At 46.4% G+C, this 24,968-nt stretch carries 21 protein-coding genes; 7 read left to right on the top strand and 14 right to left on the bottom strand.

Translation table 11 applies throughout. From position 1 onward, the window contains the following. Positions 1–80: 80 nt before the first annotated feature. The 7 genes from FEN17_RS16685 to FEN17_RS16655 form a co-directional block, all read right to left on the bottom strand. Positions 81–1,220 (bottom strand): carboxypeptidase-like regulatory domain-containing protein, encoded by a 1,140-nt coding sequence (locus FEN17_RS16685; RefSeq protein WP_138366462.1) that lies wholly within the window; start codon positions 1,218–1,220, stop codon positions 81–83. A 61-nt stretch (positions 1,221–1,281) separates the two neighbouring features. Further along, positions 1,282–3,045, bottom strand: coding sequence for a phospho-sugar mutase (locus FEN17_RS16680; protein ID WP_138366461.1), 1,764 nt, complete (start codon positions 3,043–3,045; stop codon positions 1,282–1,284). A 58-nt stretch (positions 3,046–3,103) separates the two neighbouring features. Further along, positions 3,104–5,794: an MGH1-like glycoside hydrolase domain-containing protein gene (locus tag FEN17_RS16675; RefSeq protein ID WP_138366460.1), complete on the bottom strand. Its 2,691-nt coding sequence runs from the start codon at positions 5,792–5,794 to the stop codon at positions 3,104–3,106. 48 nt (positions 5,795–5,842) lie between these two features. After that, positions 5,843–7,558 (bottom strand): D-alanine--D-alanine ligase family protein, encoded by a 1,716-nt coding sequence (locus FEN17_RS16670; RefSeq protein WP_138366459.1) that lies wholly within the window; start codon positions 7,556–7,558, stop codon positions 5,843–5,845. 166 nt (positions 7,559–7,724) lie between these two features. Continuing rightward, a complete protein-coding gene (locus tag FEN17_RS16665; RefSeq protein ID WP_138366458.1) occupies positions 7,725–7,982 on the bottom strand; it encodes a NifU family protein in 258 nt (85 codons plus the stop codon). Between the two features lie 67 nt (positions 7,983–8,049). Then, on the bottom strand, positions 8,050–9,156 hold the full coding sequence (locus tag FEN17_RS16660; RefSeq protein ID WP_138366457.1) for an Mrp/NBP35 family ATP-binding protein: 1,107 nt from the start codon (positions 9,154–9,156) through the stop codon (positions 8,050–8,052). 64 nt (positions 9,157–9,220) lie between these two features. After that, entirely contained in the window at positions 9,221–10,219 is a 999-nt protein-coding gene (locus FEN17_RS16655) for a GSCFA domain-containing protein (RefSeq protein WP_138366456.1), read from the bottom strand. Between the two features lie 83 nt (positions 10,220–10,302). Here FEN17_RS16655 and FEN17_RS16650 point away from each other — a divergent pair, with 83 nt between their 5' ends. The 3 genes from FEN17_RS16650 to FEN17_RS16640 all read left to right on the top strand — a co-directional run bounded on the left by FEN17_RS16650 (position 10,303) and on the right by FEN17_RS16640 (position 13,553). Then, positions 10,303–10,785, top strand: coding sequence for a DUF6934 family protein (locus FEN17_RS16650; RefSeq protein ID WP_138366455.1), 483 nt, complete (start codon positions 10,303–10,305; stop codon positions 10,783–10,785). A gap of 138 nt (positions 10,786–10,923) precedes the next feature. Beyond that, the gene (locus FEN17_RS16645; RefSeq protein ID WP_138366454.1) at positions 10,924–11,757 is read left to right on the top strand and encodes a glycoside hydrolase family 16 protein; all 834 of its coding nucleotides are present in this window, start codon (positions 10,924–10,926) and stop codon (positions 11,755–11,757) included. Between the two features lie 38 nt (positions 11,758–11,795). Beyond that, positions 11,796–13,553, top strand: coding sequence for a DNA polymerase III subunit gamma/tau (locus FEN17_RS16640; protein ID WP_138366453.1), 1,758 nt, complete (start codon positions 11,796–11,798; stop codon positions 13,551–13,553). Here FEN17_RS16640 and coaE read toward each other — a convergent pair. The 6 genes from coaE to nusB all read right to left on the bottom strand — a co-directional run bounded on the left by coaE (position 13,550) and on the right by nusB (position 17,241). Further along, positions 13,550–14,164, bottom strand: coding sequence for a dephospho-CoA kinase (gene coaE, locus FEN17_RS16635; protein WP_138366452.1), 615 nt, complete (start codon positions 14,162–14,164; stop codon positions 13,550–13,552). The genes FEN17_RS16640 and coaE overlap by 4 nt on opposite strands. 17 nt (positions 14,165–14,181) lie before the next feature. Further along, on the bottom strand, positions 14,182–14,874 hold the full coding sequence (locus tag FEN17_RS16630) for a YbbR-like domain-containing protein (RefSeq protein WP_229208852.1): 693 nt from the start codon (positions 14,872–14,874) through the stop codon (positions 14,182–14,184). Positions 14,875–14,893: 19 nt separating this feature from the next. Then, complete coding sequence (yajC, locus tag FEN17_RS16625; protein ID WP_138366451.1) at positions 14,894–15,199, bottom strand: preprotein translocase subunit YajC; 306 nt, start codon at positions 15,197–15,199, stop codon at positions 14,894–14,896. A gap of 21 nt (positions 15,200–15,220) precedes the next feature. Next, positions 15,221–15,661 carry a DUF1573 domain-containing protein gene (locus tag FEN17_RS16620; RefSeq protein ID WP_310589765.1) on the bottom strand — a complete coding sequence of 147 codons (441 nt, stop codon included), beginning with the start codon at positions 15,659–15,661 and terminating at the stop codon, positions 15,221–15,223. Between the two features lie 9 nt (positions 15,662–15,670). Then, entirely contained in the window at positions 15,671–15,973 is a 303-nt protein-coding gene (locus FEN17_RS16615; RefSeq protein WP_138366450.1) for a YtxH domain-containing protein, read from the bottom strand. Positions 15,974–16,074: 101 nt separating this feature from the next. Further along, positions 16,075–17,241: a transcription antitermination factor NusB gene (gene nusB, locus FEN17_RS16610; protein WP_138366449.1), complete on the bottom strand. Its 1,167-nt coding sequence runs from the start codon at positions 17,239–17,241 to the stop codon at positions 16,075–16,077. A 229-nt stretch (positions 17,242–17,470) separates the two neighbouring features. Here nusB and FEN17_RS16605 point away from each other — a divergent pair, with 229 nt between their 5' ends. Beyond that, positions 17,471–19,252 carry an ABC transporter ATP-binding protein gene (locus tag FEN17_RS16605; protein WP_138366448.1) on the top strand — a complete coding sequence of 594 codons (1,782 nt, stop codon included), beginning with the start codon at positions 17,471–17,473 and terminating at the stop codon, positions 19,250–19,252. Positions 19,253–19,257: 5 nt separating this feature from the next. Here FEN17_RS16605 and FEN17_RS16600 read toward each other — a convergent pair whose 3' ends face one another. Beyond that, positions 19,258–20,121, bottom strand: a complete 864-nt coding sequence (locus FEN17_RS16600; RefSeq protein WP_229208851.1) for a LexA family transcriptional regulator — start codon at positions 20,119–20,121, stop codon at positions 19,258–19,260. 37 nt (positions 20,122–20,158) lie between these two features. On the opposite strand from FEN17_RS16600, the gene dinB reads away from it, so the two are divergent. From dinB to FEN17_RS16585, 3 genes are all read left to right on the top strand, one after another. Further along, positions 20,159–21,388: a DNA polymerase IV gene (gene dinB / locus FEN17_RS16595; protein WP_138366447.1), complete on the top strand. Its 1,230-nt coding sequence runs from the start codon at positions 20,159–20,161 to the stop codon at positions 21,386–21,388. A 23-nt stretch (positions 21,389–21,411) separates the two neighbouring features. Continuing rightward, positions 21,412–24,384, top strand: coding sequence for a DNA polymerase III subunit alpha (locus tag FEN17_RS16590; RefSeq protein ID WP_138366446.1), 2,973 nt, complete (start codon positions 21,412–21,414; stop codon positions 24,382–24,384). 87 nt (positions 24,385–24,471) lie between these two features. After that, positions 24,472–24,936: a hypothetical protein gene (locus FEN17_RS16585; RefSeq protein WP_138366445.1), complete on the top strand. Its 465-nt coding sequence runs from the start codon at positions 24,472–24,474 to the stop codon at positions 24,934–24,936. Positions 24,937–24,968: the final 32 nt, after the last annotated feature.

Genomic DNA, 24,968 nt, shown 5'->3' with positions numbered 1-24,968 from the left:
CGAAATTAATAAAAGCTGATGGTAAAATACACACAATGCTATTTATTTACTTTTTCCGACAAGATTTTGACAAATCCTGGTTAGTCGTCACGCTTCCAGTCGGCAGGTAAGAGGGTCGAAAACCGATCATTACCAAGGTCGCCGGCAATTTCAAAGCCCATCGGCATCACCACCCAGCCCTGCGGAGTAATCACAATGTATCCCTGTGGCATCGTAATCTGCGAATATGCGTGCGGCATGTCCGAGTAAGGCGAGCGGCCCGGTTTGTTCATATAAAAAATTTCAAGCTGCGTCATCGATACCACCAGCCGCTCAGTTGGTAATTCGCCCGGCCGGACCAGCTTGAAGCCCGGTGTTTGCTCAATACGATTGTGTAAGTGATTGGAAATCTGATTCAAACCATTCGAGCTCCGGATGGTTTTGGAAAACCGGAGCGAATCCGGGATCGCCTGGTACACTTTAAAGCCGTTCTCCTGCAAACTGTCGGCCACAATGCTCGCCAGCAAATGTTTCAGCGAACCCTTGTATGCCACTTTCTGATTGGCCCGCCATTGTTTTTTCTGCAAACTATCTTTGGGCGTCAGCAACTCAAACCGTGTGGTGCCGCCATAATAAACTTTGCCTTCGTAATAATCAAAATCGTCCAGATCCTGGTGAATGCGATAGCCCAGCGCGTTGTTTTCGATGATCAGCGGAGCAGTCGTTTGCGCACTCAAATGTCCATCGTCACCTTCCGAAATGCGTAGTACTTCCGGGTTCACGATCCTGCAAAGCTTGCTGAACTTGGTGTTACCCAGCAGCTCCCTCGCAATAATTTTCAGGTTCTTCTCCCGCTTTTTATTCTTTTTGGCAAAAATCGTAACCCCTTGCAGCTGCTGACCTTCCCGTAATTTGATCAGCACCGACTTCATCCCAGGCTGCTCAAATCGAAGTGTTTGTTTCACAGTCTCATAGCCTAAAAACGACACTACCAGTTCCAGGTTTCCGATCGCCAGATTACCTAGCCGGTAATTCCCATTTTCGTCCGCATTGGTACCGATCGTGGAGTTGTTGATAAAAACATTGGCAAAAGGCAGCGGCTTACCGGTTTTTTCGTCGGTTACCTTGCCAGTTAATGTTACAGTCTGCGCAAATGCCTGACTGCCAGCGCAAAATAAAATGATTGTAATAATCCGGAGCTTGTAAGAAATGTAGCTGGTAAAATGCTGACCCGGACGCATAAGGAATAGAAACCGGAACCGCCATTTTCTGACAGCCCCGGTTTAATTTAAATTTCAAAAATTACTTCAACCCCAACTCTTCTCCAATCCCCTTCACTTTCTCTTTCAAACTATCATAAACCGAATCAAAATCCTCATTTCTTTCCAGTGCAGCTCTTACGCCGACGTAGAATTTAATTTTTGGCTCGGTGCCGGATGGGCGACAGGTAAATTTGGTACCGTCTTCGGTGAAGAATTGCAGCACATTAGATGGTTCGATGCCCATTTCACCCGATGGAATTGAATGCGTCGTGCCAGATGTGAAATCCACGGTGGTCAATGCTTTGTAGTCATCCATGCGGATTACCGGTGAGCCTGCCAATGTTTTTGGAGGGTTTGCCCGGAAATCTGCCATCATTTGCTGAATCTCGTCCGCGCCGCTTTTTCCTTTTTTAGTCAAAGAAATCAGACCTTCGTAGTAGAAACCAAACTGCTTGTAGATTTCCATCAGCATGTCAAAAAGGCTCAGCCCTTTGTCCTTCGCATAAGCCGTCAGCTCGGCGATCATAGCGCAGGAAGCAATCGCATCCTTGTCACGTACCGCATCGCCGATCAGGTATCCGTAGCTTTCCTCACCGCCGCCGATAAATTGCTCAACGCCTTCTTTCTCCCTGATTACCTGCGCGATATATTTGAAACCCGTCAATGTATTGTAACATTTCACATCATAAGCCGCCGCCATTTTATCGATCAGGTCGGTGGTAACGATGGTTTTGCAAACAAACTGGGTGCCTGTCAGCTTACCTGCATCTTTCCACGCATTTAGGAGATAGTATATCAGCACGCTGGCAGTTTGGTTGCCATTCAAAAGCTGGATTTCGCCGTGGTGGTTTTTCACTGCAATTCCCACGCGGTCGGCATCCGGGTCGGTACCCAAAACCAGGTCCGCATCAATTTCTTTCGCCCGCGCCACCGCTTTGGACATGGCCTCACTTTCCTCCGGATTTGGATAAACCACCGTCGGGAATTGTCCGTTTCCTTTCGGCTCGGCTTGTTCTTCGATAACCGTCACAGCTTCAAAACCCATTTTGCCCAAGAGTGTCGGAACAAGCGTAACTCCTGTTCCGTGGAGCGGGGTATAAACGATTTTAAGGTCTTTCTGGCGTGCAATCGCATCTTTGGAAATAGATAGCGACAGAATGTGGTCCATGTATTTCTCATCAACCTCCGCGCCAATCTTATGAATTTTGGAACTATCCCCGTCAAATTTCACATCGTCGATTGACTTAATCGCGTTTACTTCGCCGATAATGTTGGTATCGTGCGGCGCTACCACCTGCGAGCCGTCGTCCCAGTAGGCTTTGTAACCATTATATTCTTTCGGATTGTGCGAAGCAGTTACCACTACCCCACTTTTACAGCCCAGCAGACGGATCGCAAACGAAAGTTCAGGCGTAGGGCGAAGCGCTTCAAAAAGATAAACCGTGATACCATTCGCTGAGAAAATCTCGGCGATAATTTTGGCAAATTCATCTGACTTAATGCGGCTGTCGTAAGCGATCGCTACCTTTTTCTCCTCGTTTGGAAATGCTTTGTTAAGATAATTTGCCAAACCCTGCGTAGCCGTGCCGACCGTATACCGGTTCATCCGGTTCGAGCCAATACCGATCAATCCACGCAAGCCGCCTGTTCCGAATTCCAGGTCTTTATAAAACGCATCCGTCAACTCCGTATCATTCGCCTCATCAATCAGCTGCTGGATGGATTGTTTAGTATCAATATCGTAATCACCGTTCAGCCAGCTAGTTACTTTGGCCATTACATTCGGGTCCAATTGCGAAGTCATAGTAAGAGTTTAATAGTTTGATTTAGATTAAACCAGTTATATTGAATTTATACTTCAATTATTTGCTTATTTCCAGTTCCGCCTGTGCTTTTTCCTTGGAAGTTTCATGGGCAGTTTTGAGGATCAACTCGGCTACCAGACCCGTCCAGCCTGTCTGGTGACTGGCACCGCAGCCGCGACCATTATCTCCATGAAAATATTCATAGAAAAGCACGTGGTCATTGAAATTATCATCTTTCTGCATCCGCATATCCTGACCATACACCGCCCGGTTGCCTTCTGTATCCTTTTTGAAAATATCGATTAAGCGACATGCGATCGCCATGGCAGCATCTTTAATGGTCGCCAGGTTGCCGGAATTGGTTGGATACTCCACCATAAAATCCTCGCCATAATACGCGTGGAACTTCATCAGTGAGTCAAAAATCAGGTAGTTCAGCGGGAACCAGATCGGGCCGCGCCAGTTGGAATTTCCACCCATAATGTCGGTCAATGCCTCGGCCGGCGTGTAATCGACCTGCAAAACTTCACCGTTGATATAAAACTTGTATGGATTCTGCTCATGGTATTTGGACAATGCCCTCACTCCATAATCAGAAAGGAATTCGCTCTCATCAAGCATTCTTTTCATGATCATTTTCATCCGGTGACCGCGCAGAATCGACAACAGGCGGTTTTCACCTTTACCAGATTCAAACCAGCGCGATATCAGCCTCGCCAGATCCGGACGGTTTGCCAAAACCCACTCTACCCGTCGCTTGAACATGGGTAGTTTATCAAGATTCTGAGGATCAAGGATTTCAACTGCGAATAAAGGTATCAAACCAACAATCGAGCGGACTTTCAAAAGAATGCTCTGACCATTTGGAATGTGGATAACATCATAATAAAACTGATCTTCCTCATCCCAGAGACTGATCGACGAATTTTTGCCGCCGATAGATTCCATCGCGCCCGCAATATGCAGGAAGTGCTCGAAAAATTTAGACGCCATATCCTGGTAGACCGGATGCACCAGCGCAATTTCGACCGAAATCCGGAGCATATTCAAGGTGTACATCGCCATCCAGCCGGTCGCATCGGCCTGCTGCAATTTTCCGCCAAAAGGCATCGGCGTCGAGCGGTCGAATACGCCAATGTTATCCAATCCAAGGAAGCCACCGCTGAAAATGTTATTTCCCGTATCGTCTTTCTGATTAACCCACCAGGTAAAATTCAGGAGCAGCTTGTGGAATATTTTTTCCAGAAACTGAATGTCGCCGACGCCATTATTTTGCTCACGATCAATCTCATACACTTTCCAGGTAGCCCAGCCGTGGACAGGCGGGTTGACGTCCGAGAAATTCCATTCATAAGCCGGAATCTGACCATTCGGGTGCATATAATATTCCCGGAGCAGGATTTCCAACTGTCTTTTGGCAAAATCCGCATCCAGCCTCGCCAGCGGTACGCAGTGAAAAGCCAAATCCCAGGCCGCAAACCAAGGATACTCCCATTTATCTGGCATCGAGATAATGTTGGCCGCATATAAATGCTTCCATCCCGAATTCCGCCCCCATTTTCTACCCTGATTTGGCCCTGGCTGCGCAGGATCGCCTTTCAGCCACTCGTAAACATTGTAATAATAAAACTGCTTGCTCCACAACATACCGGCATAAGCCTGGCGCTGGATCGACCGAAGATCCGCATCCGTAACATCCCGCTGGATGTCATCATAAAATTCATCGGCTTCGCGGATCCTTTTGGCAAACATATCTTCAAAACCACCAAAAGGCTCTGATATCGTGTGGTTTACATAGCGCATCCTGAAAGTTGCGCTCTCGCCCGCCTTGATGGTTTTGGTAAATCGCGCGGATGCTTTGGTACCGATATGGTTCGGATTGACGGTGTTACTTTTGCCCGAGCTGACAATGTAATCGTTGATCCCATCTTTGGGATAAGCCGTATTATTGGCCGTACCGTACAGTTTCTTGAAGTTGGTTTCGTTCTCGCAAAACAGCAGCTCGTCGGCATTATCCAGATACAGATTGTACTTACCGTGCTTGCGGTGGGTCACTTCGATCAGCCGGTTTGAAATCCCGTTCATGATCGGCTTGTAATTGAATGCCTCGTAACCCCAAGACCAGGTATTTCTGAATAAAATGGTCGGCAAAACGGTGATTGGCGCATCCTCTGTACCGCGGTTGAATACGGTCACTTTCATGAGGATATCCTCCTCGTCGGACTTGGCGTGTTCGATAAAAATATCGAAATAATCATTGTTATCGAACACACCCGTGTCCATGATTTCATATTCCTGGTCCGCTTTCCCACGCCGGCCATTTTCCTGCCGCAGCTTATCATAAGGAAAAAGCTGCTGCGGATATTTGTAAAGCATTTTGGTATAAGAATGCGTCGGCGTACTATCCAGATAATAATACATTTCCTTCACATCCTCGCCGTGGTTGGACTCGCGGTTGGTCAAACCAAAAATCCGCTCTTTCAAAATTTTGTCCTTATGGTTCCAAAACCCGAAAGAGAGGCATATATGTTGCTTATTATCAGAAAAACCTGCGATACCATCTTCACCCCAGCGATATGCTTTCGACAGGGCCATTTCATGGGTAATGTAGTTCCAGGCGTCACCGTTTCCACTATAATCCTCCCTCACTGTTCCCCACTGCCGCTCGGAGAGATAGGGGCCCCACTTTTTCCAGCCCTTATTTTCCTTCTGCAGACTTAGTCTAACTTTCTCAGCGCCGTGTGCCATTAACTATAAATTTTCGATAGGAATGAATAAAGAATTAAATCTACGACATTAGGAGGTAAATGCCGCCGAAGAAATATCCGGATAAACACTTATGTCATAGGATACTGCGCCCGCATAAAATTCCGTGAGTGCTGCCGCTTTTTGAGAAGTTTCTACCAGCAAAGGATGTCTTTCTTCATGCAGCAAAGCCTCTACATCCGACACATATTCCTTGAACATCAGCGGATTAGTCAATTTGTAAGACTTACCATCCGAAGCTTTCAGAACCGGCACCGGCGTAACTTTTCCTTGCGCATTCAGCTGCCCGTATTTGAGCCTCGCCTGCTGATATTCCTCGTCGGTAGCGCCGAAAGAGACGATTTCCTCTGGTTTAATGATTGAATTGTTGGCCGCAATCTGTTCGTCCAAAGTAGCCAGCAAGCTCCTCAGCTGCCAGGTATTTTTGCCGATCCGAATTCTTTCCCTGATCGATTGCCTGACAAGATAAGTCAGTGCCTGGGTAACATTCAGGCCGATTTCTGCCATTTGTTTAAAAATAAAAGAAGTCGGCGACATGCCCGGAATCGTATTGGGATCGTGGAGCAGGATCGTGCCGTCGGGCGTTAAAAAGCCGTCGATACGGGCACAAACCGTGATACCAAGCTGCTCGAAAACGTCCGCGATCACCTTCCGTATTTCCTGATTTTTTTCAAGAGAAGTATCTACTGGAATGCGTTTCCGGCTGGCACCCGGTTTGTATTTTGCATTAAAATCAAAAACCTTGACCATTTTGATGACCTCGCTCGGTGGTAGGGCCAGCGGTTTTCCGCCATCAAACTGGATGCAGCCGCAGGAAAACTCCTGGCCTTCAATGAATTCTTCGATCAAAACCTGATCTTCACTATTGAGGCTGCTCAAAAATGCTTCGGAATTTCCGGCAGCAAAAAAAGTATCAAGTTTCGAGATCAAATCGGCAGGATGGTAAATTGTATCTCCTTCAAAAACAACAGGAAAACCGATTCCTTCATCTAGATTAGCCACTTTCTGGCCCCAGGCTTGTTTCTCGGCACTATCCAGCGATTTCCAGGTATCCGCATTTAATTCGATTTGAAAAAAACATTGGTTCACAGCAGCCACAAACTCTTCCAGCGAATCTTCCTTCACAATAGCCACCCCGATCGACGAACCCTGATGCGGCGCTTTGATTACCAGCGGCAAGCCCAAATGTTTTTTAAGTACCTGAAAAAGAATCGGATATTCTCTCGGTAGCCATTTATCATAAGTCAATGTCCAGCTTTTCTTTTCCTGTCCATTGACCAGCCGGATCATTTCATTTTGCAAAATTTTATCAATACCCACCGCAGAACCCATCAAACCTGGCCCGCTGTAAGGAACTTTATACCATTCCAGCAAACCCTGGATCGCACCATCCTCACAATCAGGGCCGTGCATGGCGAGGAACACGAAATCGAAGTAATCTTGAAATCTTGCAGGATCTAGCAAAACGCCGATTTCCGACGGAATAGGCTCCTTGGCCAACTCTGGGAATGATTCAATGTATGTTTTAAATGTATCCTTCTGAATTGACTTGGGCGGATAGAATTCGCGGATTTCGGTGGAGTACATCAGCTCTTTTTCAAGCAAAATAAACCGGCCGAAACTGTCTACAAAAACCGGAACCGGTTCAAAAAGAGACTTATCCAGGTACTCAAAAGCCGTCTTGCCGCCTGCAAATGAAATCTCCCTCTCGCGGGATGGACCTCCAAAAAAAATTCCGATACGCATATTAAAAATTCCGGGATAAACGCATTTAAATCATTCCTGCAATATAAGCCACTAATTTAAGAGTAAGGAATTTCTCCACTTCCGGCCGCAGATTTTTAAGCAAAAAAAGCAGCTCCCGATACCGAGAACTGCTCTTTTCATTTATCTAAAATATTATTGCTAAGCCTTATGCAAGCTCCGGAACATTCACTGAAACTACCTTACTGACGTAGGGAACCGCTTTTCTGATGGATTCTTCCAAACCGGCCCGGAACGTCATCGCGCTCATCGGGCAGCTCTGACAAGAACCCTGCAATTCCAATTTCACGATCATATCGTCCGTCAGGTCAATGAACTTTACATCCCCACCGTCCGCATGCAAATAAGGACGCACCGTTTCGAGCGCCTGCTCTATAAGTTCTATTGTTTTTTCTTTTGAATCCATTTTTTACAAAAATCTATGTGCTAATATGCACGATTATATTCAAAAAATCAAATTCTGCGTACTTCGGTCAGACCTGGATCTCGACCGGTTTTGTCCTCTCCCGCGAAGCATTTCTGATCGCCACCTGCTGCGCCAGCGACTCGGCAGCATCCCGGAAAGCATCATTCACAATCGGATTGGTATTCATCACCGCTGGCCGGCCTTCATCCCCGGCCTCCCGGATCCCCTGAACCAGCGGAATCTGGCCAAGCAAAGGCACCTCGAATTTGTCGGCCAGCTGCTGTCCGCCACCTTGTCCAAATATAAAATACTGATGATCAGGCAACTCTTCTGGTGTAAACCAAGCCATATTTTCAACTACACCCAAAATCGGCACGCTGATCTGCGGCTGCTTGAACATGGACATACCTTTAATCGCATCGGCCAGCGCCACTTTTTGCGGGGTTGTCACAATCACGGCGCCGGTTACCGGAACCGTCTGGACCAATGTCAGGTGAATGTCGCTCGTGCCGGGAGGAAGATCGATCAACAAATAATCAAGATCGCCCCAATCCGTATCTGCGAAAAACTGCCGCAGTGCCTGGCTGGCCATCGGTCCACGCCAAACTACCGCACTATCCGGCGGCGTCAGAAACCCGATCGAGATCATTTTAATGCCGTACTGACGGATCGGGTTAATGTAGTTTTTGCCGTCTTTGGGTGTAATGGTCGGCTGCATATCTTCCGCACCGAACATTAATGGTATAGAAGGCCCCGAAATATCGGCATCGATGATCCCCACTTTCGCACCCGATCGGTGCAATGCCATCGCAAGGTTCGCAGTCACGGTAGACTTACCTACCCCACCTTTACCGGATGAAATCGCAATCACATTTTTCACGCCGGGAATCAGCGGCCCCGTATGGCGCGTAGTGGTAACATTGGCTGTCAGCTTGATTTTCACCTCCACATCCGGACTTAAATGTTCGTGGATGGCGGCTTCGCAGTTGCGACGGATCAGTTCTTTAAGGGGGCAGGCAGGCGTGGTCAAAACCACCGTAAAACTGACTTGATTCACACCGACTTCCACATCCTGGATCATGCCCAGGGTTACCAAATCCTTCTTAAGATCCGGCTCTTCGACGGTGCTTAATGCTTGTAAGACCTTTTCTTTATTGGTTGTAAATTCTCCCATTATACTGGTTGAGGACGCGTATTTAATTCTATGCAACAACAAATGCTGCCAATGAGTTTGAAAATCAAATAGGAAATTGCGCGAGCCTTTCTTCAATCTGCGTAGTCTCTCTGGAAACATCGATTCCTCCCGATATGGAATGCAGCTTGTCAAGAACAGATTGCAACATTTTGTGGTAACCGGGCGTCTCTCCATGCTGCGGCCGATGGAGCATGCTGTGCATGATTCCGTCCCATTGTTTCATGAATTCCAGCGACCCGGCAGCGATATTTGACTGCGCAAATTTGTTGAAAATGTAGTCCTCGGCGATTTTGTTTGGATGGATAAGGTCTTCATTATAAAACCGGTAATCACGCAACTCGTCGAGCATAATTTCATATGCTGGGAAATAACTGATGTGCCTGTATTTTTCGGAAAGTCGGTGGCAAGTCAGCCGCAATGTTGACTTACTTACTTGGTTTAATGTCAATGTATCTTTCGTATGTCGTACAGGACTGACCGTAAGGATGATCCTTAGGTCGCGGCGATGTATCAGCAACTTTTGGATCAAAGGTTCGAGCGCAATGCTGATTTGCTCAGGATGCAGTAGTTCTTTTACAAACCGATCGGCAGGTTCTTTGTGACAGTTACCAATAATCTGATTGGCACGTTTATAACGGTAGGCGTAGGCTGTTCCTAATGTGATCACCAGCACATTTGCCTCTTTCAAATAGGCTTTTACCCCTTTTAATTTTTCAATTAAACCAGCCGCCAGCGATTCTTTACTCGCCGCCCACTGTGAAGAATGAAAGTCATGATGGAGCCAGATTTTGTCAGCATTCTGCAAATATAAATCATTGTCCGGCGACTTATCCTGTAAAGCGTAATCCAATATTTTACAGATCGTTAGCGGATTAAAGACCGTCCCGAAAGGATTGTTCAGAACATTAAATTTATACTGCCCAAGCTGACTCCCAAGCACCTCCGCAAAACACGAGCCCATCGTCATAATCCGGGACCGGTGGTCCAGCTTCTGCTCCGAAACCTTGACATTCACCTCGGTAATAAACTTAATATCTTTCATATCGTTGAAATTGGTCCTGCTTCACAAAACTAACACCTCCACCCGATGATCCGCCTGGTTTTAAGTTTTGTTTAAAATGTTCTATGTTTGGTACAATTGTCACACACGCTAGCCAGCCACTATTTATGCAGGAAATTTCTTATCCATTTGCGCTTGTCCGCCATGAGCTTCGTTATGAATTTGTTAGTGTCAGTGAGCGGAGGAAAATCACAAAAGTAGTACTCATTACAAAATCGGCTGATGATCGTATTTTCAATTTGGCATTACTAGACGAGTCTGAAAATTTCGAGTTAAGTGATATCTCAGAAAGCAACAATGGGGATCTAAAAAATGTGTTGGCGACCGTATTCAAAATAATCGACCACTTTTTAAACGTTCACACCACTTCTGTCATTTCATTCAGGGGTAGCGATGAAAGAAGACAAAGATTATATAGAATTGCGATAAGCAGAGAATTGGCCGCGATTTCAGAAAGATTCGTAATTTTAGGTATGAACAGAGGGAATATAAGCCTCTACGAAGTTGATCGGGACTACGACTTTTATCTAATTAGAAAAAGGATATGAAAACATCAAAAAAGAGCACCGCTCCAAAATTGACGGGTGAACAGATTGTTCAGAAGAAAGTAAACGAACTAAATGAAGCCTTAAAAACGGTCGACTTATCAAAAATTTTCGACAATCGTCAGCCAAATCGATAAAATAATGGATCGTCTATTACTGGCATTCTTGCTAACATGCGTAAGTATTCTTACAGGCTGTTCCCAATCCATTCAAACCCCAAAATCTTCCGTTTACGAATTCGCAGCCACGCCTTCCTGGCAGGACGAATTCAACTACTCCGGCAAACCTGATGCTACCAAGTGGGGCTATGCGCTCGGAGACGATGGCTGGGGGAATAATGAGCTGGAAAATTATACGGATAAGATTGAGAATGCGCAGGTTGAGAATGGTAATCTGATCATTACGGTCATCAAGGAAAAGTCCGGAAAGCAGAATTACAGCTCGGCGCGGCTGGTTACGAAAGGGAAAGGGGATTTCCTGTATGGGAAGTTTGAGATTCGGGCGAAGCTGCCGACTGGTTTGGGCACGTGGCCGGCCATCTGGATGTTGTTCAGCGAAAATAATTATGGCAATCACGGCTGGCCTGATAATGGCGAGATTGACATTATGGAACACGTCGGGTTTGATCAGGACCGGGTGCATGGTAACATTCATACCAAAGCTTTCAACCACGTGATCCATACCAATAAAGGCAATAATGTGCTGGTTACAAATGCTTCCACCGCATTTCACGTCTATTCCTGCGAGTGGACGCCCGAGACGGTTACGATTTTGGTCGATGGAAATGCCTATTTCAAGTTCGAAAAACAGCCGGGTTACCAGTGGGCGGAATGGCCTTTTGACAAACCTTTTCATTTGATTTTAAACATTGCTGTAGGTGGAAACTGGGGTGGACAAAAAGGCCTGGATGACAGCATTTTCCCACAAAAAATGGAGGTGGACTACGTCCGCGTTTACCCGCTCGTCACCAGATAGCAGCTTTGAAAATCCAGTGCACGGAAGTATCTTGCATCATGGATCATTTCGTTGTTTCAGCCAGAAAATACCGCCCGGTTACCTTTGACTCCGTCGTTGGACAGTCGCACATCACTACCACATTAAAAAACGCAATCCGTACCAATCACCTCGCTCAGGCTTTCCTTTTCTGCGGGCCGAGAGGGGTTGGAAAAACGACCTGCGCGCGGATTCTGGCCAAAACAATCAACTGCCAAAACCTGGGAGATGACGTAGAAGCGTGCGGCGAATGCGAGTCCTGCGTGAGCTTCCAGAACAATGCCTCCTTCAACATTCACGAGCTGGATGCTGCCTCTAACAACTCCGTGGAGGATATCCGTAACCTGATCGATCAGGTGCGTTATCCTCCCCAGACCGGCAACTATAAGATCTACATTATTGACGAGGTGCACATGCTGTCACAGGCGGCTTTCAATGCTTTTTTGAAGACGTTGGAGGAGCCACCGAGCTACGCTATTTTCATCCTTGCTACGACTGAAAAGCACAAGATCCTGCCGACCATTCTTTCGCGCTGCCAGATTTTTGATTTCAACAGAATTCAGTCGCGGGATATCGCTTATCACTTAGCTGATATTGCCAGAAAAGAAGGCATCACAGCTGAAAAAGAAGCGTTGGAACTGATCGGACAAAAAGCGGATGGCGGTCTCCGTGATGCGCTCTCCATGTTCGATTTGAACGTAACATTTTCAACAGATAACCAGCTGACTTACGGGGCCGTCCTGGAAAACCTGCACATTCTGGACTACGATTATTACTTCAAAATCACCGACGCCCTTACTTCCGGCAGCATTGCCAAATCGCTGGTTTTATTTGACGAAATTCTGCGAAAAGGTTTTGACGGACATTTGTTTGTAGTCGGCTTGCTGGAACATTTCAGAAATTTGCTGGTGGGGAAAGATCCTGCCACGATTTCACTTTTGCAGGTTTCGGAATCCGCGGAAAGAAAGTACCAGGAGCAGTCCGCGATGGCGGACATGAGCTTTTTGCTCTCGGCGCTTAGCATTACCGGGCAATGTGATATCAATTATAAATCGGCCAAGAATCAGCGGCTGCATGTTGAGCTTTGCCTCATGAAATTGGCCAGTCTCCCGCAGATTTTACAGCTCGATTCACTTGCCGCCGTTGATGAAACGGCAAAAAAAAAAGTTGAGCCTGAACCCCAGCCTAACACAGTAACTCCTACTATCCCTGAAAACGGCGCTGCTCCGAACATTCAAAACGGAAACGAGAGCGCGGCGCCAACTGCTGCTATACAGCCACCTGCCTCTTCAAGGCTGAGGACAACCATTTCCTTAAATGCAGCACCTGCTATTTCAACTCCGGAAAGGAAGGAAACAGCCGTTTCCGAAACTCAGGAAAACGCACAAAATTTCACGAATGGTGTAAGAAAAGAGGAACTGTCTTTTGAAGTATTGCAAAAACATTGGTACGATTTCGCAGAAAAACGGAAGCAGGCAGGCAACTCCACGACTGAGGAGATTTCACTGAGAAGGGAAATCAAACTCGACGGTTTGACAATTGAAATCGCGCTGGACAATACACATCAGCAGGAAGCGATTCAAAATGTGAGGTATGATTTATTGGGTTACCTGAAAAGCCGTATTAATGCGCCAAAGCTTGACATTAACCCAAGGGTGGCGCCTCAGGAAGTAAATCGGTTACCCTACACACCGGCTGAAAAATTCAATTATATGGCTGAGAAAAACCCTTACCTGCTGGAATTAAAGCAGGCTTTAGGGCTGGATGTTGATTTCTAAACAACCTTTCTTTTACCAAGAAAAATCTGATGCAGGTCAAGTACCTGCGGGATCAGCCGGGAAGACTCGTCGTTAGTTATCACAAAATCAGCAATTCCCCGCCTCGATTCATCTGACACCTGCCTGGTGATGATTGCCCTGATTTCCTGCTCGGTGCGCCGGTCTCTTTGTAAAATTCGCTGCACCCGCAGCTCTACCGGTGCATCGACCACCACTACATAATCCAGAGAATTGCCCTGTCCCGCTGCATTCATAATCGCCGCTTCTTTTACCACATAAGGCGACGTAGCATTTCGCTCAACCCATTCATTGGTATCGCGCATCACGGCTGGGTGTATAATTGCGTTGAGCTGTTTTAGTAATGTTTCATTCTGAAAAACCTGCGACGCCACATAAGTCGTATCGTACAAACCTTGGTCATTATATGCCTGAGGCCCAAGCAATTCAACAATTTGCCTTCTAACCTCAACATGATAGTTACTCAGCCACTTGGCCCGGCTGTCGGCTTGGTAAACAGGAATATCCAGACACGCAAATAACTGGCAAACCATAGATTTCCCAGAACCAATTCCACCGGTAACACCAATTTGAAGAGGCTTTGACCTAACCATAAAATGAAGGATTTACATTACAAGGGCGGTGCCTGAAGATATTGTGCCACCTCGAAACTGATGAAAACATCCCGGTGACTTACTTCCACAAGCGGGGATACCGGCAGCGGGATCGGCAGGCTTTCGTCGTAGTTATTCTGAATTTTTGGAGTTGGAACCGACACATGGATGGTATCGGGATAAAGCTTCACCAATGAAACCGGCCCGTCGACGGAAATCAGACTGGGAGAAACATTGATGAAACTGGATATCACATATCCTTCGCGAATGTTAATATTCGCACTATCCACCCGAATCGGAATAATTTTCCGGATTTTGGGCTCAAAATTCAGCTCAAATGTATCCGCGACGACATAGTTGACGCGCAGGTTCGGGAACATTTCATTCACCTGGTCTGCCAGCGCCGTCGAATTAATGACACTTGCTTTATTGGGATTCTGAACTCTGTATACAACCGGGTTAGCATTGAAATTCAGCCACGATTTTTGAAGCAGGCTCCAACCATCGCCCGAAACATTCACCGAAATTTGCCGCGGAAGCGGCTTCATGGAAACAAATGCCGAGTTATCGTATTCGATGGACAGCGGATAATTCAGTTTTAGTGAATAATTATCCTTGTTCAGCACATTCATTAACCAAAAGAAAGATGCGGCCAGCAGGCAGCCCAGGAAAGTTTTGATTCTGTTTTGGTTTGGTGGAACGTAACTCACGACAAAAATTGAAATTTTATTAGGCTGCTGCTATCGTGCGCGAAACGGCAGATTTATCAACAGTTAGTTTAACACCTTTATCCAGTTCCAGTGTAATTGTTGTTTCTTCAACGGTGTAAATCCTGGCGTGAATACCGCCAATCGTCACAACCTGATCACCTTTTTTCAAGTTAGTAAGAAGCTCTTTTTGCTCCTTCTGCTTCTTCTGCTGCGGACGGATCATGAAAAAATAAAATACGCCAATGATACCTACCCACATAATTACCTGGTAGATCATGGCTTGCGAACCGCCTGCTGCTGCTTGTGCTAATAGAGAGAATGTCATTGTAATAGATGGATTAGTAAGTTAGTTTTTTGTTTCGTGCTTGGGAACCGCATTCACAATGCCGCGAAGTCTTAATTCTGAGTAGGCAGGCTCGGTATTGGCATAAACCGTGATGGTTTTCACCTGCGGGCCCGATTTATTTTTGCTGTCAAAACGCACTTTAATGCTTGAAGTCTGTTTCGGACCGATCGGCTCCTTAGGCCACTCGGGCGTGGTACAGCCGCAGGAAGATGTAATATTATTGAGGATCAACGGATATTCGCCGTCGTTGCGGAATTTGAAATCGTGCTCCACAACAGCCCCTTCCTGGATTGTTCCGAAATCGTAGGAAGCACTATCAATTAAAGCAAAAACAGGCATTTTTGCATCCGCCTGTTTTTGTTCGTCCTTTCTCTCTTTCGAACAATTGGAAAATGCCAGTGCAATCCCCAATAGCATCAAAATGGATCTGAGTTTCATCATGTTGGTTGCTTAACTGGCTTGCCCTTTGATCTGAGCCATGAGCCTGTCCACGTCTTCCAACAGCTTTTCAGCTTTTTCGCGTGCATCATTCACAACCCTCTCACCTTCGCTTCTCGAAAAATTATCGGGCTGGTCTTTTTTGTCTACAAGGTCCTGAACCACCTCCTGCAATTTTTCCCGGTATTTAGACAACCTGTAGGTCAGCTGCGTGCGTAACACTTCGCCTTTGTCGGGAGCATATAAAACACCCAATGCTGCACCCGTTACACACCCCGTCAGGAAAGCGATTAAACTATTACTGGTTTTACTCATGATTTCTTTAAGTTTTTGCCGCGGCAAAGGCCTTAGGCATGTCCGTTATCTGGCATTATCCCAAAAACTATTCCATTGTAAAACGGTTGCTTCGGGCTTTATTATTTATTGTCAATTAACCCCCGGCCACTTTTTCTAATGATGCCTTCCTTGGCCAGTTTGACAGAAAGAACGTCCAGGACGCCATTTACAAACTTACCACTTTTTGGGGTACTGTACCTTTTTGCTATTTCAATAAACTCGTTGATCGTCACTTTTACAGGTATGCCCGGAAAATGTATCAGTTCGGCCAATGCTGTTTTTAAAATGATCAAATCCACCAAAGCTACCCTTTCCAGCTCCCAGTTTTTCAGTTGCTCGTCCAGGTATACATCGTATTGATCACCCTCTGCCACCACGATCCGGCAAAGCTCTTCCACAAAGGCACGATCCTCTTCCCAGTCTTTTGTCAAAGGCGCCAGTTGGAATGTATGGCTATGATCTGCGGATTTTAATGTTTTGATAGCCAGGCTCCTGATCAGCTCGCTGTGGTCGGCCCAGTAAAGGTCGCGCTGCTCGAAATAGTCCAGCGGAACCTCATGTTTCAGGATAATCTGTCTTAAAATGTGCTGGACAATCGCCTGGTCTTCTTCCGGAGAGTGGGACGCCTGTTTGCAATAAGCTTCATATTCACTGTCCTTACGAAGCGCCTCGCGGTATACTTTGCGGATCAGGTTCATATCATTCCCCCAGGTTACGCCGCTTCTGATAATTTCTTCTTCCAGGGTTTTATCAGCAATTAAAACACTGATAACCCTGTTTGTATCGAGTCCCGAGTCTTTGGGAAAAGGCGATTCCGGGTCATCATACCTTCTTTCCCTGTCGATTTTCGCCTGGTGCGACATTTCTATCAGCATGGAAATCACTCTTATAAATTCCGAGTAAATGGATTCCGTTTCATTCAAAACGCGCCTTACCATCTTCTCACCGTCCGCCGCGGTCTGTCTTTTAAAAGCTTCAAAAGCACTAGTCGCCACCCGGATTACTTTGTCGGGAAGCTCCTCATCTTCATTTGGTTTGCCGTTTTTTATCAGCTCATCCAGCGTCATGCCCGCCAACCTTTTCATCCCCGCCAGCGCTGGCCTGTTTTGGGGTTCCATGGAATTCAAATCCGGCGCAAAAGCTTCATCAATGTTGTCAAGCGCCAGTAACCGGTTCGCATCGGTTGTCAGTTGTCTTGCATAAAGCGCCTGAACCGCTTTTGTCCTCAATAATCTTCTATTCAGCATAAGCCGGAAACACTAGTTTGATAAAAGGTACAGTAAATCAAAGAACGAGTCTGTATATAGGCAAGGCTGTTCTGTGTACCTCGCAATATTGTTTAAAATTGACCGCAAAATTAGACTATTTTGTTCATAATCGAAAAAATGAAATAGCGGCTTTCGATTTTGCAACGTTTTGAAGAAATAGGATGTTCGCTTTAGATAGTCAATCACTCCCGGCTTAAAACATTCACTGGTGAAGGCATTAAAGTACCTCAACAAGTACTTCTGGAAATACAAGTGGTATCTCATTCTGGGGATCGTTTTTACCGTTATTTCCAATCTTTTCGGCATTATCCCGGCCCAGCTGGTACGTTACGCGCTGGATTTGGTGATCGAAACACTGGACATTTATTACCTCTTTAAAGGCGTTTCCCTGCAAACCGAAATGTATGACATTTTTGCGTTCAGCATTTTGCTTTACGGACTGCTGATACTCGTGATGGCGCTGCTGAAAGGGATCTTTTTGTTCCTGGTCCGGCAGACGATCATTGTGATGTCCCGGCACATTGAGTTTGCCTTGAAAAACGACATTTACCAACATTATCAGACACTTCCCGCTTCCTTTTTCCGCAGACATAGTACAGGGGACTTGGTGGCGCGGATTTCCGAAGATGTCAGTAACGTACGGATTTACGTGGGTCCCGCTTTAATGTACGGAATCAACCTGATCGTGCTTTTTTTCCTGGTGATTTCCTACATGATTTCCGTCAGCGCCAAGCTGACATTCTATGTTTTGTTGCCGTTGCCTGTATTATCAATCAGTGTATATGTGGTCAACAGTATGATCATGAAACGCTCGCAGGAGATCCAGAAGCAACTTTCCGCCCTGTCAACTTATGTGCAGGAAGCATTTTCGGGGATCAGGGTGATCAAGTCATTTGTGCAAGAAAAACATTCATTTACCAATTTCCAGAAAGAGGCGGAAATATTTAAGGTAAGGTCTTTGAAACTCACCAAAGTCGATGCTTTCTTTTATCCGATCATTATGTTGCTGATCGGTCTCAGTAATATTCTCGTGATTTATGTCGGCGGGCAGGAAATTATCAGCGGTAACCTTACGCCCGGAAACATTACCGAGTTCATTTTATATGTCAATATCCTGACCTGGCCCGTGATGGCGCTCGGCTGGACCACAAGCCAGATTCAGCGGGCTGCTACGTCACAAGCCCGTATCAATGAGTTTTTGAATGAAAAAACAACATTGGTTTCTGAGAAAAATGTTACAAAAACGCTTGAAGGCAAGATCACATTCAAAAATGTAGAATTCGTCTACCCCGACTCAGGCATCCATGCACTGGAAAATTTTGATCTGGAAATAAAATCAGGAGAAACGGTCGCGATTCTAGGAACAACCGGCTCAGGCAAAAGTACTTTGGCACATTTGCTCTGTCGGCTCTACGATCCAACCGCCGGTCAAATCCTGATCGATGACATTCCGATGAAAGATTACGACGTCCATGCATACCGCCGCCAGATCGGATATGTGCCGCAGGATGTGTTCCTTTTCTCAGATTCAATTCAAAACAATGTACGTTTCGGCACGCTGGACATGCCATTCGACCGCATTGAGCAGGCTGTAAAGGACGCCGACCTTTACAACAACATTATCGACTTCCCTCAGCAATATGACACTGTGCTGGGAGAAAGAGGCATCACGTTGTCGGGAGGCCAGAAACAAAGACTATCCATCGCCCGCGCCATTGCCAGGGACCCCAAAATTCTTGTATTGGACGATTGCCTCTCCGCCGTCGATACCAACACCGAAAACATCATCCTCAACAATATGAAGCGCATCATGGACCAACGCACCTCCGTGATCATCTCCCACCGCGTCTCCTCCGCCAAACTCGCCGACCGCATCGTCGTCCTCGACGAAGGCAAAATCGTCGAACTAGGTACCCACGCCGAATTGATGGCTGCGAATGGTGCTTATAAGGAGTTATATGAGAAGCAGTTGATTGCGGAAGAGGTTTAGGAATATTACCCCTTCACCAGCTTCTTCATCTCCGCCCGCATCTCCTTCATTTCCTGATACAATCCCTGCAGACTTACTTCCTTACCGCCTGATTCCAGATCAAAGGTCAACTTACTGTTGACGAGCCAGATTTCCCGGATATCATTGCGGTCGACGCGGATGGGCATGTATTCCGGATTGAGTGAAATGAGATTGATGAACTGGGAATCGGCCTCTTTCTGGATCTTTTTGACGAGAATACTATCGACCGTCACCACCACATACATTTGCTTGCTGCTGAGGTTATCCCAGTCATCCAGCGCCTTTCCAACAATCCATTCACCAGAATGTAGCGCTGGCTGCATACTATCGCCATCTACCTGAAAACCGCGGAATGTAGCATTACGGAACTCCGGAAGCGGGATACTGAATGCAGGCAGGCTTTCGAACCACTGCGCATCACCGATATTATTAGGATAACCGGCGGCAGCCTTTGCATTAACCAGCACAATGTTCTCTTTACCAGCATTATCCACTGTGACTACCTTTGGCGTAACCGAAACTTTATCAGAGTATAAATGTTTCTGCGCACTGTCGCCGAAAAGCCAGAGCGGATTGATATGGTATTTTTTTAAAAGCTCCTTCACTGCCTGACCAGGAATGCGGGTCCGGCCGCGCTCAATGTCGGCTGTGGTGGCGCCGATGCCCAGCTCATCAGCAAAACCTGATTGCGTTAAACCTAATTCTTCCCTAACCTGCTTGAAACGTTTGAATTCTTCCTCGATTTGCATCCTGACTCTCCGAATTGTAAAAAAGATCGATACATAAACACTTTTCAAAGATAGAAAATATTTTGGAATAATTCCTTTAAACTCATGGATATGTTCCATATATTTGGAATTAATCCATCAATTAGTAAATATTCCAATGGATCGTACTATTTTACACATGGACCTGGATACTTTCTTTGTATCCGTTGAGCGAAAACACGATGACCGCTTGCGCGGAAAGCCAGTGCTGGTGGGCGGCACCGGCGACCGGGGCGTGGTTGCGGCGTGCAGTTATGAGACGCGGACATTCGGTGTGCATTCCGGCATGCCCATGAAAATGGCACGTAACCTGTGTCCCGAGGCGATCGTGATCAAAGGCGAGGCGGGCATTTATTCCAAAGAATCCAAAATAGTATCCGAGATTATCAGTCAAACAGTCCCTGTTTTTGAAAAAGCGAGCATTGACGAGTTTTACGCAGATTTATCTGGCATGGATAAGTTTTTCAATAGTTTCCAGATCGCATCAGACCTCAGGACCCGCATTAAAAAAGAGAGTGGTCTCCCTATATCGTTCGGGCTTTCCACCAGTAAGGTCGTGTCCAAGGTAGCCACCGGAGAAGCCAAGCCCGACAATCAGCGAAAAGTAGATGCAGGAACAGAAAAGAGTTTCCTGGCACCCATGCGCGTACAAAAGATCCCGATGGTGGGTGAAAAAACGAATAAGATCCTGTACGATATGGGCGTGAAATACATTAAAACGATCCAGGAAATGCCGGTGGAAATGATGACGCAGATACTGGGCAAAAACGGTACGCTGCTATGGAACCGCGCAAACGGGTTGGACAACTCGCCGATCGTACCTTTTCACGAGCGAAAATCCATTTCAAATGAAAGGACGTTCGGCAAAGACACCGGGGATATCAAGCGAATTCGGGAAATGTTGCGCGCGATGGGCGAAAATCTGGCCTATCAGCTCCGTACCGGTGACAAATTAACCTCCTGCGTTTCTGTCAAAATCCGCTATTCTGATTTTAATACCGTTTCAAAACAGGTGAAGATCCCCTACACATCCGCGGATCATTTATTAATTCCGCAAATCGAAAGGTTGTTTGACCAGCTCCACAACCGCCGGATGATGGTCAGGCTGGTAGGTGTACATTTCAGCGACCTGGTCAATGGAAATTACCAGATCAACCTATTTGACGATACAGAAGAACGCCTGAACCTTTATATGGCCATGGATTATATCAGAAACCGGTACGGCACCGATAACCGCGGAAACTCCATTTTAAGTTGGGGCACCACCATCGGCATCCCCAACATTGCCAGCATGGGCAACCCATTTAACGGTGAGCCGCCCATGATCCCGGCCCACCGGAATGCTTAGTAACTAGTCCGTTTTTTAAGAATATGCTACTCAACTGTCACTCTTTTTTTAGCCTTCGTTATGGGATGATTAGCGAGGAGGAACTGCTTCGGATGGGGCACGAAAATGGGTATGGCTATATGGCATTGACTGACATTAATAATACATCCGGCTGCCTGAATTTTATTCGCATGGCGCCGCGGCATAACATCAGACCGATTGTGGGTGTCGATTTCCGGAATGGGATCGAGCAGCAGTTCGTGGGTATTGCACGGAATAATACGGGTTTTCAGGAAATGAATGCGTATCTGTCGGGATACCTGCATTCCGGACAGGATCTTCCAAGTGAGGCGCCGGCAGCTGAACTGGAAAATGTCAGCTTTATATATCCTTTTGAAAAACTGGCGAGAAGTGGCAGGCAACTACTTTTGCCCAATGAATATATCGGCGTATCCACCAAAGACCTGACGCGGATCCCCTTTTCACCGCTTTTCAAATTCCGAGACAAGCTGGTGATTATGCAGCCGCTCAGTTTTCGGTCCAAGAAAGATTTTAATGCGCACCGCTTGCTGCGGGCAATTTCGGAAAATACGCTTCTAGCGAAACTTCCAGTGTCGGCGACAGCGGAGGAAGGTGAACAAATTATGCCGCAAAAAGTCTTGCGATATCATTTCAAAGATGTCGACCATATTATTTACAACACTGAAAAACTCATGGCCGAATGTCATGTGCACTTCACATTTGGCGATGAAAGGGAACATCAGAACTTGCGGCTTTATACCAAAAGCCGGCAGGAAGATTACCAGCTCATTTACCAGCTCGCTTGCGACGGCCTGCGCTACCGGTACGGGGCCAATGTGAATGATGACATTCTCGACAGGTTTAATATGGAATTGGAACTCATTGAAAAACAAAACTATATCCCGTTTTTTCTTGTAAACCACGACATTACCAGCTATGCTCGCCGGAAAGGTTATTACTATGTAGGGCGCGGAAGCGGCGCGAACAGCATTATCGCTTATTTGCTCAATATCACCAATGTCGACCCGATTGAGCTCGATTTGTATTTCGAGCGGTTCATGAATTTGTACCGCAAAAACCCGCCTGATTTTGACATTGATTTTTCATGGCGCGACCGCGAAGATGTGACGCGGCATATATTCGAAAGATTCGGTAAAAATGGTCAGGCATCGCTGCTGGCGACTTATAACACTTTCCAGCACAGCGCGGCAGTGAGAGAATTGGGGAAGGTTTTTGGTTTGCCGGCTTACGAAATTGATGCGCTGAGTGATGGCAAATATGACCCGAACAAGCTGGACCAGTACGCCACCCTGATCCTCAAATACGCGCGCTATTTTCAGGAAAATAACCAGCCCAACCATCTGAGCATTCACGCAGGCGGCATCCTGATATCCGAGCGGCCGATACATTATTTTACAGCCACGGACCTGCCGCCCAAAGGCTTCCCGACGACCCAGTTTGACATGGTGATCGCGGAGGATGTGGGACTGAATAAATATGATATTCTTGGACAAAGAGGCTTGGCGAAAATCAAGGAAACGCTGGAAATTATCCGCTATAACCGCCCGAAAGAAGCTGAAATAGACATTGATGACGTAAAAAAATTCAAGAAAGACCCGAGGATCAATAACCTGATCAAACAGGCGCAATGTATCGGCTGCTTTTATGTCGAGTCGCCAGCGATGCGGATGCTTTTGCGGAAACTGGAAGTGGATAATTACCTGGGACTGGTGGCGGCGAGCTCCATCATTCGCCCCGGCGTGGCTAAAAGCGGAATGATGCGCGAGTATATTTTACGGCACCGGTATGAAGATCGACGCGCAGAAGCGCATCCCGAACTGATGAAGTTAATGCCTGAAACATACGGCATTATGGTGTATCAGGAGGACGTGATCAAGGTGGCGCATCTTTTCGCAAAACTCACATTGGCTGAGGCCGATGTGATCCGGCGCGGGATGAGCGGGAAATTCCGCGGTCGGGAAGAATTCGACCGGGTAAAACGAAAATACTTCCGCAACTGCCATGAATTGGGCTATGATTCCAAGATGGCACAGGACATTTGGGACCAGATCGCCAGCTTCGCGGGATATGCTTTTGCGAAAGGACACTCTGCGTCTTACGCCGTCGAAAGTTATCAAACCTTGTTTTTGAAGGCTTATTATCCGCTGGAATTCATGGTAGCCGTGCTCAATAATGGCGGCGGGTTCTATGCGCAGGAACTATACATTCATGAGGCGAGAATGCTCGGCGCCAATGTGTTACCGCCTTGTGTCAACCACAGTTTTGCACAAGCCATTATTGAAGGCAATAACATTTACCTGGGCATGCAATTTCTGAGCGAAATGGAAGAAAAAACCATCGCGCGGATCATTGAGGCCCGGGAAGCTGACGGGGAATTTACTTCCATGAACAATTTCCTTGATCGCGTTGCCATTTCAATCGAGCAGCTGACGATTTTGATCCGCATTGACGCATTTCGTTTTACGGGGATTGATAAGAAAACATTGCTTTGGAAAGCGCATTTCAGGCTGAGTACTACGCCTGTGAAGGCGCCGCAAAAGCATCTTTTCCAGACCGAAGTGAAGGATTTCGAATTGCCAACCTTTCATTCTTCGCCGGTCGACGACGCCTATGACCAGATTGAATTACTCGGATATCCGCTTTGCAGCCCTTTTGAATTGCTGAAATATCCGCTTCCGCCGAGCGTCATGAGCCAGGATTTGCACAAATATGTCGGGTGCGAGATCATTCAGTATGGGTATCTCGTGGCGGTAAAGAATACACGGACGGCACGAGGTGAAACCATGCATTTCGGCACTTTTCTGGATCAGCGGGGCGACTTTATCGACACGGTACATTTCCCGCCGGTCGCTGCGAAATTTAAGTTTTCGGTGAAAGGTGTTTACAAAATTTACGGCAAAGTGGTCGACGAATTCGGGTTTCTGACGATCGAGGTGATTGAAATTACCAGACTGGATTCTGTGGAAAGACAATAATTCTTCACTTGCTTTTCCGTTCTTTCAGTTTTAAATGTTTTTGAAGATCTTGGCAAGCTTTAATTCTCAAAAAACCCGAATTTCAAGATGATAAAATACCTTCTTTTGACCTGCATTTGTAGTGCTTTTCTTATTTCATGCAATACCAAATCTGACTCCACCTCGGAGAAACAGGAAACCGAAAAACCGGTTCAGGGCTATGAATGCTTTATTTATAAGGCAAAAAAAGATTCCGCATTTCTGCATATCAATCTTTCGGACAGCATTGTGACCGGCGAATTGTCTTATGCGTTTTTCGAGAAAGATAAAAATCAGGGCAAGATCAAAGGCAAAATGCGCGGTGACACATTGCTTGCCAACTATACATTTTCTTCGGAGGGCATGGAATCGAGGCGGGAAGTGGTGTTTTTGAAAAATGGCTCAGGCTGGACCGAAGGCTTTGGTGATGTGACAGAAACGGATAGCATTACCACATTTAAAGACCTGTCGAAGATAAAATTTGATAATGGGCTGGACTTTAAAGGCCTCGCATGCCCTGAAAGCATTCAATAATTTATGTTAACTTTCTCGCCATTCAATCAAAT

Source organism: Dyadobacter luticola, from assembly GCF_005860805.1.
Taxonomy (GTDB): Bacteria; Bacteroidota; Bacteroidia; order Cytophagales; family Spirosomataceae; genus Dyadobacter; species Dyadobacter luticola.
The sequence above is the reverse complement of the archived record's forward strand: the minus strand, read 5'-3'. Positions and strand labels throughout refer to the sequence as shown.